16 protein-coding genes are annotated in these 12476 nt (G+C 73.0%); 13 read left to right on the top strand and 3 right to left on the bottom strand.

Annotation, left to right across the window (positions count from 1 at the left end; all coding sequences use genetic code 11):
• Nucleotides 1-2 precede the first annotated feature (2 nt).
• Nucleotides 3-356, top strand: a complete 354-nt coding sequence (locus ASD06_RS03080) for an AraC family ligand binding domain-containing protein (protein ID WP_056672708.1) — start codon at nucleotides 3-5, stop codon at nucleotides 354-356.
• A gap of 16 nt (nucleotides 357-372) precedes the next feature.
• On the opposite strand, the gene ASD06_RS03075 is transcribed toward ASD06_RS03080, so the two are convergent.
• Nucleotides 373-1746 (bottom strand): MFS transporter, encoded by a 1374-nt coding sequence (locus tag ASD06_RS03075; RefSeq protein ID WP_235502187.1) that lies wholly within the window; start codon nucleotides 1744-1746, stop codon nucleotides 373-375.
• Between the two features lie 15 nt (nucleotides 1747-1761).
• Here ASD06_RS03075 and ASD06_RS03070 point away from each other — a divergent pair, with 15 nt between their 5' ends.
• From ASD06_RS03070 to ASD06_RS03040, 7 genes are all read left to right on the top strand, one after another.
• Complete coding sequence (locus tag ASD06_RS03070) at nucleotides 1762-2958, top strand: adenosine deaminase (RefSeq protein WP_082537617.1); 1197 nt, start codon at nucleotides 1762-1764, stop codon at nucleotides 2956-2958.
• A gap of 10 nt (nucleotides 2959-2968) precedes the next feature.
• Entirely contained in the window at nucleotides 2969-3757 is a 789-nt protein-coding gene (map, locus tag ASD06_RS03065; protein WP_056672704.1) for a type I methionyl aminopeptidase, read from the top strand.
• Nucleotides 3758-3850: 93 nt separating this feature from the next.
• On the top strand, nucleotides 3851-5308 hold the full coding sequence (locus ASD06_RS03060; RefSeq protein WP_056672702.1) for a sensor histidine kinase: 1458 nt from the start codon (nucleotides 3851-3853) through the stop codon (nucleotides 5306-5308).
• A gap of 5 nt (nucleotides 5309-5313) precedes the next feature.
• Nucleotides 5314-5967: a response regulator gene (locus ASD06_RS03055; protein WP_082537616.1), complete on the top strand. Its 654-nt coding sequence runs from the start codon at nucleotides 5314-5316 to the stop codon at nucleotides 5965-5967.
• A gap of 176 nt (nucleotides 5968-6143) precedes the next feature.
• Nucleotides 6144-6848 (top strand): hypothetical protein, encoded by a 705-nt coding sequence (locus tag ASD06_RS03050; protein ID WP_056672697.1) that lies wholly within the window; start codon nucleotides 6144-6146, stop codon nucleotides 6846-6848.
• Nucleotides 6849-6968: 120 nt separating this feature from the next.
• Nucleotides 6969-7505 carry a signal peptidase I gene (locus ASD06_RS03045; protein ID WP_162248032.1) on the top strand — a complete coding sequence of 179 codons (537 nt, stop codon included), beginning with the start codon at nucleotides 6969-6971 and terminating at the stop codon, nucleotides 7503-7505.
• Between the two features lie 9 nt (nucleotides 7506-7514).
• Nucleotides 7515-8240 carry a ZIP family metal transporter gene (locus ASD06_RS03040; RefSeq protein ID WP_056672693.1) on the top strand — a complete coding sequence of 242 codons (726 nt, stop codon included), beginning with the start codon at nucleotides 7515-7517 and terminating at the stop codon, nucleotides 8238-8240.
• A gap of 9 nt (nucleotides 8241-8249) precedes the next feature.
• Here ASD06_RS03040 and ASD06_RS03035 read toward each other — a convergent pair whose 3' ends face one another.
• Nucleotides 8250-8849, bottom strand: a complete 600-nt coding sequence (locus ASD06_RS03035) for a uridine kinase (protein ID WP_056672691.1) — start codon at nucleotides 8847-8849, stop codon at nucleotides 8250-8252.
• 60 nt (nucleotides 8850-8909) lie between these two features.
• Between ASD06_RS03035 and ASD06_RS03030 the strand changes: the two genes are divergently transcribed.
• Nucleotides 8910-9266: a hypothetical protein gene (locus ASD06_RS03030; RefSeq protein WP_056672689.1), complete on the top strand. Its 357-nt coding sequence runs from the start codon at nucleotides 8910-8912 to the stop codon at nucleotides 9264-9266.
• A 27-nt stretch (nucleotides 9267-9293) separates the two neighbouring features.
• Here the strand turns inward: ASD06_RS03030 and ASD06_RS18320 are convergent, their stop codons facing one another.
• Complete coding sequence (locus ASD06_RS18320; protein WP_082537614.1) at nucleotides 9294-9845, bottom strand: cupin domain-containing protein; 552 nt, start codon at nucleotides 9843-9845, stop codon at nucleotides 9294-9296.
• Nucleotides 9846-9884: 39 nt separating this feature from the next.
• Between ASD06_RS18320 and ASD06_RS03015 the strand changes: the two genes are divergently transcribed.
• The 4 genes from ASD06_RS03015 to ASD06_RS03000 all read left to right on the top strand — a co-directional run bounded on the left by ASD06_RS03015 (nucleotide 9885) and on the right by ASD06_RS03000 (nucleotide 12474).
• Nucleotides 9885-10544: a TetR family transcriptional regulator gene (locus tag ASD06_RS03015; RefSeq protein ID WP_056672683.1), complete on the top strand. Its 660-nt coding sequence runs from the start codon at nucleotides 9885-9887 to the stop codon at nucleotides 10542-10544.
• Between the two features lie 94 nt (nucleotides 10545-10638).
• A complete protein-coding gene (locus ASD06_RS03010; protein WP_056672681.1) occupies nucleotides 10639-10962 on the top strand; it encodes a YciI family protein in 324 nt (107 codons plus the stop codon).
• Nucleotides 10959-12191, top strand: coding sequence for an RNA polymerase sigma factor (locus ASD06_RS03005; protein ID WP_056672679.1), 1233 nt, complete (start codon nucleotides 10959-10961; stop codon nucleotides 12189-12191). The genes ASD06_RS03010 and ASD06_RS03005 overlap by 4 nt, the downstream gene beginning before the upstream one ends.
• Nucleotides 12192-12276: 85 nt before the next feature.
• Nucleotides 12277-12474, top strand: a complete 198-nt coding sequence (locus ASD06_RS03000; protein WP_157371454.1) for a DUF664 domain-containing protein — start codon at nucleotides 12277-12279, stop codon at nucleotides 12472-12474.
• Nucleotides 12475-12476 lie beyond the last annotated feature (2 nt).

The following is a 12476-nucleotide window of genomic DNA, read 5'->3' as shown; positions in this document are numbered from 1 at the left end:
CCATGCCTGAGCTCATCAACGCCCCCACCCGCATCCCTGTGCCCGGCGGCAAGGTCATCGACGAGTACGTCGGCCGCGCCACCACCGGTGAGGCCGCGGTGTCGGTGGCGCACATGAAGGCGCCCGCCGGCTGGGACGAGCCCGCGCAGGCGCCGGACTTCGACGAGATCACGCTGGTGCTGGCCGGCTCCGTGCGCGTCGAGCACGACGGCGGGGTGCTCGAGGTGCCGGCCGGGCAGGCGGTGGTGACCCGCAAGGGAGAGACCGTGCGCTACTCCGTGGGCGACGAGGGCGCCGAGTACGTCGCGGTGTGCCTGCCGGCGTTCAGCCCCGACCTCGCGCACCGCGAGGACTGACGGCGGCACGCCGCCGTCAGCTGCTGACGGAGAGCACCAGCGCGAGCGCCGCGAGCACGAGCGCGGCCACCTGGGCGCCGGTGGCCCCGGCGACCGTCGTCACGGCGAGCGACACGACCGCGACCCCCAGAGCCGTGCCGAACGCACGGGCGAGGTTGATCAGGCCGCCGGCGGTGCCAGCGGCCTGCGCGGGTGTGGCGGCCATGATCGAGGCGTTGTTGGCCGGCGTCACCAGGCCCACTCCGAGGCCCGTGACCAGGAGGGCCAGCGGCAGCCACCCGGTGGTCAGCGGCAGCAGCGCGACGCCGACCAGCCCCACGGTCGCGAGGGCCCCGCCGAGGCGAACGCGCAGGCGGCTCGACCAGGACCGCGGCAGGACGCCGGCGCTCAGGGCCGTGACGGCGAAGCCGGCCGGCAGCGCGCTGAGCAGCAGCCCGGTGGCGAGGCTGCCGGTGCCGAGCCGGTCGAGCTCGACCGGCACGAGCACGAGCGGCCCGAACAGCACGAGGTAGGCCAGCAGGGCCCCGACGAGCCCCCGGCGCACCCCGGGGGAGTGCAGGACGACACGGTCGAGCAGCGGCTCGTCGACCCGTCGCTCGGCCAGAGCGAGCAGGCCGGCCGCGACGACCGCAGTGACGGCGAGCAGCCCCACCACGGGCAACGGCCAACCGGCACCGGAGATCCCCGAGGCGGCAGCGAGCAGCGCCCCCGCCGCCACCGTGAGCAGCACCGCACCCGGGGCGTCGAAGCGTCCGGTGGGCCGCAGGTGACGCGTTCGGGGGATGAAGACCGTGCCGACGACGTAGGCCACCACGCCGACGGGCACGTTCACCCAGAACACCGTCCGCCAGCCACCGGCGGCGATGAGCGCCCCGCCGAGCGTCGGGCCCAGCGCGAGTCCGAGTGCCTGCGCGCCGGCCTGGATGCCGAGGGCCGCGTGAGTGCGGGCCGGGGGCACGCTCGTCGTCACGATGGCGACGCTGTTGGCCTGCAGCAGCGCGGCACCGACGGCCTGCACCACGCGCGCTGTGACCAGCCAGCCGAGGGTGGGTGCCAGCGCGCAGGCCAAGGAGCCGACGGTGAAGACCACGAACCCCCACAGGTACAACCGCTTGCGGCCCAGGGCGTCCGACCAGCGACCGGCCGGCAGCAGCAGCATCGCCAGGGTGAGCAGGTACGACAGCGACACCCACTCCACCGCGCCCAGTGGGGCGCCGAGGTTCCGCGAGAGCTCGGGGTAGGCGATGGTGACGATGCTGGCGTCGAGCTGACCCATGAAGGCGCCGAAGCAGACCGCCGCCACCGCGAACCACCCGCCGTGCCGGTGCTGGCGCACCCACTGCGGTCGAGGCCGTTCGCGGACGCCTTCGGGGACGGGTGGTATCGACACCCCTCCAGTGTCCCAATGGCCCGTCGCCCGGCTCCGGTGCCTGCGCCGCCCCGGGCGACCACTAGATTGCGGTGCGTGGAAGACGTCACCATCTCCGAGCCCGTGGCCCGCGCACCCAAGGTGCTGCTGCACGACCACCTCGACGGCGGGCTGCGCCCGCAGACCATCATCGAGATCGCGCGCGAGACCGGCTACGACGCGCTTCCGGAGACCGACGCCGCGGCGCTCGGCGTGTGGTTCCGCGAGTCGGCCGACTCAGGTTCGCTGGAGCGCTACCTGGAGACCTTCGCGCACACGGTGGGCGTGATGCAGACTCGCGAGTCGCTCGTGCGCGTCGCGAGCGAGTGCGCCCAGGACCTCGCCGCCGACGGCGTGGTGTACGCCGAGGTGCGTTTCGCCCCCGAGCAGCACCTGCAGGGCGGGCTGTCGCTCGCCGAGGTGGTCGAGGCGGTGCTGGAGGGCTTTCGCCAGGGTGAGGCGACCGCAGCCGCCGCCGGGCACCGGATCCGCGTCGGCACGCTGGTGACCGCCATGCGCCAGGCGGCCAACCACATGGAGATCGCGCGCCTCGCCGTCCGCTACCGCGACCTGGGCGTCGTCGGCTTCGACATCGCCGGACCCGAGGCGGGCTTCCCGCCCACCCGCTCGCTCGACGCGTTCGAGTACCTGCGCCGGGAGAACGCGCACTTCACGATCCACGCCGGCGAGGCGTTCGGCCTCCCGAGCATCTGGGAGGCGATCCAGTGGTGCGGCGCCGACCGTCTGGGGCACGGCGTGCGCATCGTCGACGACCTGCGGATCGGCTCGCGCCCGTACGGCTCGGACCCCGAAGCGGACGCCGCCGCGCGCCCCGAGGACGTCAGCCTGGGCCGGCTCGCGGCGTACGTGCGCGACATGCGCATCCCGCTCGAGATGTGCCCGTCGTCCAACGTCCAGACCGGTGCCGCGCCATCCATCGCGACGCACCCGATCGGCCTGCTCGCCCGGCTGCGCTTTCGCGTCACCGTCAACACCGACAACCGCCTGATGAGCGGCACCTCGATGTCGCGCGAGATGCAGCTGCTCGTCGATGACCTCGGCTGGAACCTGGCCGACCTGCGGTGGGTGACGGTGAACGCGATGAAGAGCGCGTTCATCCCGTTCGACGAGCGGCTCGCCCTCATCGACGACGTCATCAAGCCGGGCTACGCCGCGCTGCTCGACCAGGCCTGAGCGCTCCGTCGTGATCGAGATCCTGGACGCCGAGCAGCTGGCTCAGGCCGAGGTGACCGGCCGGCTGGTCGGTGACATCCTGCAGACGCTGCGCGAGCGGTGCGCCGTCGGGACGAACCTGCTGGACGTCGACCGCTGGGCCAAGGAGCTGATCCTCGGGGCGGGTGCGACGTCCTGCTACGTCGACTACGCGCCGTCGTTCGGGCGCGGGCCGTTCGGCCATTACATCTGCACGTCGGTGAACGACGCGGTGCTGCACGGCCGGCCGCACGACGCGCAGCTCGCTGACGGTGACCTGCTCAGCCTCGACCTCGCGGTGACGCTGGGCGGCGTGGCTGCCGACGCGGCCATCAGCTTCGTCGTCGGCGAGGCCCGGCCCCCGCGGAGCCTGGCGATGATCGACGCGACGGAGCGGGCCCTCGCGGCCGGCATCGCCGTGGCCGGCCCGGGCGCCCGCGTGGGTGACATCTCGCACGCCATCGGCGAGGTGCTCACCGCGGCGGGCTATGCCGTGAACCTGCAGTTCGGCGGTCACGGCATCGGCTCGACGATGCACCAGGACCCGCACGTGGCCAACGCCGGACGTCGGGGCCGCGGCTACCGCTTGCGGCCCGGTCTGCTGCTGGCCCTGGAGCCCTGGGTGATGGCCGACACCGCCGAGCTCGTGACCGACTCCGACGGTTGGACGCTGCGCAGCGCCACCGGCTGTCGCACCGCTCACACCGAGCACACGATCGCCATCACCGACGACGGGGCCAGGGTGCTCACCCGTCCCGGCCGCTGCACCGCGGACGGCTGAGCAGCACCATTCTTCGAGATCGCGCCAATTTCAGTAACTGCATCCGCAAACACTTGGTGAGTGCCATTCTCTGACCGGGAGAAAGGGCACTGCATGGCACAAGAGCCGGGCGACGCGCGGGTGCGGTACCGCGGTCACGACCGCCGAGCCGTCGCACGCACCGTGGAGGTGCCCCACCGGTTGCTCACTGGTAGCGCCGCGGCCTTCGCCCTCGCCTTCCTGCTCGCGGCCGCCGTGCAGCACTCGGCTCCGCTCTACGGCGAGCAGCTGTGGACGCTGGCGCTGGCGCTGTGGTCGACCGTGTCGTTCGGTGCGGGGGTAGCCCTGCTCGTGGCGTGGCGCGTGGGCGGCTGGGCGGCGCCCGGCCGCGTCGGGACGGGCCTGCTGGCTGCGGCCGTGCTGGTCTCGGTGGTCCCTCGCCTGAGCAGCGCCGTCGGTGAGCCGGTCTCGACCGTGCGCCCGCTCGTGCTCGCCGCCATCCTGCTCGCGGGAGGTGTCGTGTCGGCGCGGGCCCTCGACGGCGCGATCGTCGACACCACGCTGCAGCCCCTGCACGAGCTCGTCCGGCTCATCGTGATCGCCGTGGTCGGCGTGCTCGCGAGCCAGCTGGCCCTGCAGGGCGGGCTGGTGGGCCACCTCACCGTCGCCCGGCTCGTGCCCGCCGCGGTCGCGGCGGGCGTCGCACTGCGGGTGCTGCTGCTCACGCGCCGGGCGTCGAGCCCGCTGGTGCGGCCGCTGGTGGGGTTCTGGCTGCTGCTCAGCGCGGCGTTCACGCTGCACGCCGCGCCGGGGGTGGTCGCGCAGGCTGCTGCCGTGGCCTGCGCTGCTGCGGCGGCCGCACTGGTCGCGCAGCTCGCCGCCGGGTTCCTGAAGGCGGCGCTCACCGCCCACACGCTGCGGTCGCTGCGCACGCTCGCGGTGCTCGCCGAGCGCAGCGACGCCGTGCAACGCGAGCGCGAACGCCGCCACGACGCGCTCAACGCGCTCGCCGCGATCCGCTCGGCCAGCGACGTGCTCGCAGCGAACGCCGAGGCCCTGGACGACGCCACGCGGGCCGAGCTGGTGAGCGCCACCCGCGCCGAGCTCGACCGCGTCGAGCGCATGCTCGCGGCCGGTCGCGAGACGGCGACGGACGACCTGAGACTCGACGACGCCCTGGGCCCGGTGCTGCTCACCTGGCGGCAGCGAGGGCTCGTAGTCGACGCCCGGCTCGACGGCGGCGTCGTCCGGGCCGACCGCGACGCCGTCTGCCGGGTCGTCGACAACCTGCTGCAGAACGCCGTGCGCCATGCGCCCGGCACCCGCGTGCGGATGCGCGTGGTCTCTGCTCGCGGCACGGTGCACCTGGAGGTGTCGAACGACGGCCCGGCCCTGCCCCTGCAGCGCGGATCCAGCGCAGGCCAGGGCGTGGGGCTGGCGTCGTCGCGCCGGCTGGCGCGGGAGGCCGGGGGCGAGCTGACGGTGCTGGCGCCGTCCGGGCGCGGCTTCACCGTGACCCTCAGCCTGCCAGCCCCGACGTCGACGGGGTCCGTCGAGCGGCAGGCGGGCTGAGTCGCGTGGTCGCAGCTCGGGTGGCAGTGGTCGACGACCACCGGTTCCTCGCCCAGTCACTCGCCATCGCGCTGCAGGACGCCGGCTACGACGCCGTGCTGGTCGACCCGCACGACGACGTGGTGCTGCGCGTGGGCCAGTGGGCGCCCCGCGTGGTGCTGCTCGACCTCAGTCTCGAAGGCGCCCGGGACGGCGACGACCTGCTGCCCGAGCTCGTGGCCGACGGCCACACCGTCGTGGTGCTGACCGCCGAGGCGGACCGCGCGCGGTGGGGTCGCTGCCTACTGGCCGGGGCGGTCGGCGTCCTGGCCAAGAGCTCACCGCTCGAGGACGTCGTCGCCGGCGTCCGCGCTGCAGCTGAAGGACAGCCGGTGGTGAGCGAGGTCGACCGCACCGAGTGGTTGCGGGCGGCCGACCATCACCGGCACGAGTCCGAGACGGTGCTCGCACCCTTCCGGCGCCTGACGCCTCGCGAGGAGGCGGTGCTGGCCGCGCTGGTCGAGGGCGAGCCGGCGGGTGCGATCGCCGCCCGGACGACGGTGTCGGAGGCCACGGTGCGCTCGCACATCAAGTCGGTGCTGAGCAAGCTCGGCGTGGGCTCGCAGCTGCAGGCGGTAGCTCAGGCGCGTCGCGCGGGGTGGCGCGGCCGCGAGCGGTGAAGTTCCCCAATTCTGGTGATGTTCGGGGCGGCGCGCTCAGACACCGTTGAGGTAGGTGGTCGGGTCGTCCGGCCGCCGAGCGAGGCACTGAGCCACCCGGCCAATTGGTCGCCTGCAGTCGGGTGGGGAGCCAGGGGCGAAACCGGCGCTCGAGCTACTGCTCCAAGGGGATACGCGTGAGCAAGAAGAACATCGTCAAGGTCGCCGGGTTCATCGGCACCCTCGGCGCCGGTGCGGCCCTCGTCGCCACCGCCGCCACCGGCACCGGTGCGTGGTTCACCGACAGCGAGAACGGCCAGATGGCGGCCAGCACCGGTCACCTGAACGTCAACCTCATCAGCGGCCACCGCAACATGAGCTTCCAGAACCTCATGCCGGGCGACTACCAGACCGACAGCGTCGCCTACCAGGTGAGCCAGAGCAGCGGCAAGTCGGACGTCTGGCTGGTCTTCGACAAGAGCAACACGCAGGTGGCCCAGTTCACCGGCGCTAAGAACGACCCCACGTGGCCGGACGGCGGCCTCGGTCGGTTCGGTCACTTCGCGGTGAAGGCCGACGGGACGACGATCTTCACGTCGAACAACCTGGCTCACGCCGAGAACCCGGCCGACCCGGCTCACTGCGCGGTCGACGCCAACGGTCACGGTGGGAGCAGCGCTCGCCCGATCAACCGCGACGACACCATCCCCTACTGCGGTGTTCCTTATGCCATCAAGCTCGCGTCCAACCTGAGCAGCGGCGGCACCGGCAGCATGACCCTGGAGTTCGGCGTCACCGGTCGCTGGACCGCGCAGGACACCACGCTCCCGACCGTCCCGTTCAAGATCGTCGCCGTCCAGGCTGGTCACGCTCCTGACCTGACCAACGCCGACGACTTCTGATCGAACCTGGCAAGAAGCTGATCGACACCATGCCGGCAGCGGCATGATGGGGCGGGCGCCCGTTCGCGGGCGCCCGCCCACCCGCCGTCCCGGAGGTCGACGCTGGTGAAGGGAGCCCGCGTGAAGCTGCGCCTGTCTTGGAGCGCCGTCGTCTGGTCGCTGCTGGCCGCGCTCGCCATCTCGCTGGTGTGCGTCGGGCTCGTGGGGTGGCACCAGGGCTACCGGCTCTACGCCGTGCGCACCGGCTCGATGACCCCGACGTACCCCACCGGCTCGCTGCTCCTCGACGCACCGGCCCGACCCGGCCAGCCGCGAGTGGGCCAGGTGATCACCTTCCGGACGATCGACGGCCTCGTCACCCACCGCGTCCACGACATCACCCCTGCCGGCATCAAGACCAAGGGCGACGCGAACCGGACCCCGGACCCCTGGACCCTCCCGGAGCGCAACGTCGAAGGTGCCGTCGTCGCCGGCGTGCCGTACGGCGGCTACCTGCTCGTCTTCCTCCAGCAGCCCACGGGCGTGCCGTCGCTGATGGTGCTGACGCTCGCCATCGTGCTCGCGTGGAGCGTCTTCTTCGGGGAGTCGGCGGCGCCCCAGCCCGCTCGCTACGCCGCCGCCCACGCTCGACCTGCGCGACTGTCGGTGGCCCGCTAGCGTCACGGCGTGCTTCTCGCAGCCTGGTGGGGATTCGTCGGTGGTGCAGCGCTCCTGCTGGGGGCGCTGCTCGGTATCTACCTGCGTGCGTCGAACCGCGTCATCGGCATCATCATGGCCTTCGGCGCAGGTGTCCTCATCAGCGCGTTGGCCTTCGAGCTGACCAGCGAGGCGTACAACCAGTCCGGCGGAGTGGCGGTCGTCCTCGGCCTCGTGGGTGGCTCGGTGGTGTTCTTCGTCGGTGACTGGATCATCGACCGGCACGGTGGTCACCGGCGCAAGAGCCCCAATGGTCCCCAGGAGGGAGCAGGGCCGACGACGCTGGTGCTCGGCGCGCTGCTCGACGGCATCCCCGAGTCGGCCGCCATCGGCGTCAGCCTCATCGGGGGCGGCCACGTCGGCATCCCGGTGGTGGCCGCGGTGTTCCTGTCGAACGTGCCCGAGTCGCTGTCGGCGTCCAGCGGCATGCACAAGGCGGGGCGCTCGACCCGCTACATCCTCGGGCTCTGGCTGGCTGTGCTGGCCGCCTCGACGATCGCGGCGGCCCTCGGTTACGGCGTCCTGAGCGGGGCGTCGGGCGACGTCATCGCGGTGATCGAGGCCTTCGCGGCCGGGGCCATCCTCACGATGCTGGCCGACACGATGATGCCCGAGGCGATGGAGCACGCCGGTGCCCTCGTGGGGCTGGTCACGGTGGCCGGGTTCGCTTGCGCCTTCCTGCTCTCGATGGCGTGAGCCGAAGCCTCAGGTGTGCAGCAGGGCGCGGATCCGGCGTTCGGCGGCAGCGGGCGAGCAGGCGCTCGCGCCGAGGCGCACTTGCCGGGCGACGATCGCCGGCTCGGCGCGCATGAGGCCCCAGCCGCGGCGCAGCAGCGTCAACGGCGGCTTGCGTGACTCCTTCAGGTCGCGCAGCAGCCGCCGCGTGAAGGTCACCGGCGGTCGGTGGGTGAGCGCGATGGCGTCGGCCAGCACCCCGGCCGCTGCGAGCAACGGAATGGTCTCGGCGGCGAAGATGCCCTCGGCGATCACGAGCGGGGAGCGCGCTGCCTCCACGACGTAGTGCCCCACGGCCCTGGACGTCGGGATGTCGTAGCGCGGGACGTCCACCGAGCCGGTGCGGCACAAGGTCACGGCCGCATCCACCGCCGCGTCTCGGTCCCACGACGCCGGGTCGTCCCAGTCGACGATGCCGAAGGCACGGGGCAGGTCGGGGTCGTCGCCGTCGCGGTAGAAGTCGTCGAAGCGCAGCACGGGTAGCTGCAGGCGGCCGGCGAGGTGCGACTTGCCGCTGCCCGACGGGCCGGCGAGCACCACCACGCGCGTGGTGAGGGGGAGGTCGGGCACGGGCAGTCATTCTCGCAGACGGCGCTGGTGGGCGAGCGCCGGCGGGCGCACACTGGACCCATGGCTGCGGGGCCTGCGCGCACCGGTGCGCGTCAGCACGCCGTCCGAGCCGCGCAGGCGGCCCTCGAGGCGGTCGGTGTGCGGCGCCTGCGGGTCGGGACGAGCGATGCCGAGCGGTTCGTGCGGCTGTGCGCGGCCCTGCACCGGCTCGATCGCGAGCTGTCGTGGCTGCGTCGTTGCGACCGCCGCACGCCGGCGCTCTACCACCGGCTCAGCTCGGTGACGATGGCCTACGACGCGGTGCTGCGCGAGACCGGGCAAGTCGTGGGGATCGCGGTGCCCGCGGGGTTGCCGCTCGACCCGGTGGCGCGCTTGGAGGTCGAGGCGGCCCTCGCCGCGGCCGGCGTCTCCTGGTGACCCAGGCCGGCTCGGGTCAGGTCGCGCTCAGGCGCCTTCGGGGATCGGTGGCCCGACGACCTGCAGCCCGTAGCGCGGCCCGATCTCGTTCCAGCGGCCAATCTCCTCGGCCGGGGGGCGCCCGTCGGTACCCGGCAGCCGCCGTTCGGTCGCCGGCACGCCCACCTCGTCGTACAGCGCGAGCAGAGCGCCTGGCGTCGTGAGGCCGAGGAACCGCACCGGGGTCGACCCCGTGACGCGGAAGGCGTGGGGGATGCCCTTGGGCAGGTAGATGAAGCTGCCCGCCTCCAGGTGGTGGACGTCGTCCCCCGCCCGGTAGGTCATCGTGCCCTCGAGCAGGTAGAACGCCTCGCTCTCGTGGGTGTGCCGGTGCAGGGGGTCGCGGTGCCCGGGGGCTGGGTGACGAGCGAGACCCCGAGCTCGCCGCCGCTCTCGGGGCCGGTGAGCAGGTGCTCGAAGAGCGAGCCCATGGCCCAGGTGGCCGGGCCGGTCCCTGCCGCGCGGGCGAGGGGGAGAGTGGCTGTGTCGGTCATCGGACACCTCCGTGTCCTGTCGACGGCACCGGTCCGACGAATTCATCCGAACGGGCTTCTGCCGAATATGGCTAAGGTAGGTCTCGTGTCTGGCCCGGTCAAGCCCCGCCCGTACCGCTCCCTGAAGCGGCAGGCTCAGGCGGCCGCGACGCGGACGGCGGTGCTGCAGGCGGCCAGAGCGCTGTTCAGCGACCGCGGGTACGCGGCGACGACGGTCGCCGCCGTCGCCCAGCGCGCCGGGGTCGTCGTCGACACCGTCTACACGGCGGTGGGGCGCAAGCCGCAGCTGCTCATCGCGCTCGTCGACGAAGCGCTCGCGGGGCGGGCCCGCGCGACCCCCGCGGCGGAGCTGACGACAGCGGAGGAACGCGACTACGTCCGGGCCATCCACGAGGCGCCCACGGCAAGTGCCAAGCTCGCCACCTACGCCGCGGCGTTGGCGCGCCTGCAGGCGGACGTCGTCCCGCTGGTCGCCGCCCTCCGACAGGCGGCGGCGTCCGACGAGTCGGCGCTGCAGGCGTGGCAGGGGCTGGGGCAGCGACGGGCGGACAACATGCTGCGGCTCGCCGCCGAGCTGCGCGCCACTGGGGAGCTGCGCGACGACCTGGACGACCGCCAGGTGGCTGACGTCTTGTGGACGACCAACGCCCCCGAGTACCTCGAGCTGCTCGCCGCCCGGGGGCTGGACGATGCCGGCATCGAGCGACTGCTGCGTGACCTCTGGATCCGCGTGCTGCTGCGATGATCGCTGTGAGCGTGTCGGATCGCGGTCGAGTGCTTCGTAGAAGGGGTGACGGCCGCCCGGCAGGGGCGCCCCACAGCACAGGAGATGAGCCGACATGCAGTACCTGCTTTCCGTGATCCACGACGGCACTGACCTCGCCACCGACGACGAGATGGCCGCGATCGACGTCTTCAACGAGCGGCTTCAGGCCGGCAGCCACTGGGTCTTCGCGGGTGGCCTCGGGGGGCCTGACACCGCCACGGTGATCGACAACCGGGGCGGCGAGACGGTGATCAGCGACGGGCCGTTCGTGGAGTCCAAGGAGTTCCTCGCGGGCTTCTGGATCATCGCGGCCGACGACCTCGACGTCGCGCTGCGCCTTGCGAAGGAAGGGTCGAGGGCCTGCAACCGCAAGGTCGAGGTGCGCCCGTTCCTGTGACGGACGTCGACGCCGCGCAGGTCGTCGCCCGGGCCCATCGTGAGGAGTGGCCCCGGGTGGTGGGCGCGCTGGCGCGCCGCTTCGGTGACCTCGACGTCGCCGAGGACGCCGCAGCCGAAGCCTTCGCGACCGCGGTCGAGCGCTGGCCGGCCGACGGCGTGCCACCCAACCCCGGGGCGTGGCTCACCACGACCGCGACGCGCAAGGCCATCGACCGGCTGCGCCGTGAGAACAAGCGGGACGACAAGCAGAGGCAGGCGTGGCTCATGGCTGACGACTCACCGCATCAGCCCCTCGGCGCCGTGGACGACGATCGGCTGCGGCTGATGTTCACCTGCGCGCACCCGGCGCTCGCGATGCAGGCTCGCGTGGCGCTCACGCTGCGCCTGGTGGGCGGCCTCACGGTCGCCGAGATCGCGCGGGCATTCCTCGCGCAGGAGCCCACGGTGGGACAGCGCATCACGCGGGCGAAGGCGAAGATCAAGGCCGCGCGCATCCCGTACCGCGTGCCGTCGGCGGACGACCTGCCGGCGCGCGTGTCCGGCGTCCTCGCGGTGCTGTTCCTCATCTTCAACGAGGGCTACCTCGCCACGAGCGCCGACACCACCCCGGTGCGCCGGGAGCTCACCGCCGAGGCGATCCGCCTCACGCGACTGCTGCGCGCCCTCCTGCCGCACGACGGCGAGGTGGCCGGGTTGTTGGCGCTGATGCTGCTCATCGAGGCGCGTCGCGAGGCCCGGGTGTCGGCGCGCGGTGAGCTGGTCACGCTCGACCAGCAGGACCGCGCCGCCTGGGACGCCGCGCTCATCGCCGAGGGTCACCGCCTGGTGCGCGAGCGGCTGGCGAGCGGTGAGGCGCCGGGGCGCTACCAGCTGCTGGCCGCGATCAACGCCGTGCACACCTCGGCGCGCGACATCCGCGACACCGACTGGTCGCAGGTCGTGGCGCTGTACGACCAGCTCGTGCGCCTCGACGCCTCGCCCGTCGTCGCGCTCAACCGCGCGGTGGCCGTCGCCGAGCTCGACGGCCCGCAGGTGGCCCTGGCTGCTGTCGACCAGCTGGACGGCGCGCTCGCCGGCTACCACGCGTACCACGTCACGCGGGCCGACCTGCTGCGGCGCTTGGGGCGCAGCGGGCAGGCCCGGGCGGCGTACGACCGCGCCATCGAGCTCGCGGGAAACACCGCCGAGACCGCCTACCTCACGCGGCGTCGCGACGAGCTGCCCTGACGGGGTTGCCTTGTGCCCGGGCCGCGACCGGCCGCTCGGGCAGCCGGTGAGCCGTCGTGCAGCCCGGTGCGACACCATGGGCCGGATGACCACGTGGAGCACGCCCGAGCGACCTGAACCGCCCACCAAGCCGCGGGACGAGCGGTCGGCACTCGAAGACCGTCTTGAGTTCCAGCGCACGACGTTGCCGATGAAGTGCGGCGGGCTGACGCCCGAGCAGCTGGTGGACCGGTCGGTGGCCCCGTCATCGATGTCGCGTCTCGGCCTGGTGGCGGGTCATTGAGA

Origin of the sequence: Angustibacter sp. Root456 (genome assembly GCF_001426435.1) — a bacterium.
GTDB lineage: Bacteria > Actinomycetota > Actinomycetes > Actinomycetales > Angustibacteraceae > Angustibacter.
This window is presented reverse-complemented; position numbering and strand designations above follow the sequence as displayed.

Excerpts from the sequence above, each read along its gene's own strand:
- ASD06_RS03080 (WP_056672708.1), top strand. The coding sequence starts at position 3 with ATGCCTGAGCTCATCAACGCCCCCACCCGCATCCCTGTGCCCGGCGGC.
- ASD06_RS03070 (WP_082537617.1), top strand. The coding sequence starts at position 1,762 with ATGGCCCGTCGCCCGGCTCCGGTGCCTGCGCCGCCCCGGGCGACCACT.
- ASD06_RS03060 (WP_056672702.1), top strand. The coding sequence starts at position 3,851 with ATGGCACAAGAGCCGGGCGACGCGCGGGTGCGGTACCGCGGTCACGAC.
- ASD06_RS03030 (WP_056672689.1), top strand. The coding sequence starts at position 8,910 with ATGGCTGCGGGGCCTGCGCGCACCGGTGCGCGTCAGCACGCCGTCCGA.
- ASD06_RS18320 (WP_082537614.1), bottom strand. The coding sequence starts at position 9,845 with ATGAATTCGTCGGACCGGTGCCGTCGACAGGACACGGAGGTGTCCGAT.
- ASD06_RS03010 (WP_056672681.1), top strand. The coding sequence starts at position 10,639 with ATGCAGTACCTGCTTTCCGTGATCCACGACGGCACTGACCTCGCCACC.
- ASD06_RS03000 (WP_157371454.1), top strand. The coding sequence starts at position 12,277 with ATGACCACGTGGAGCACGCCCGAGCGACCTGAACCGCCCACCAAGCCG.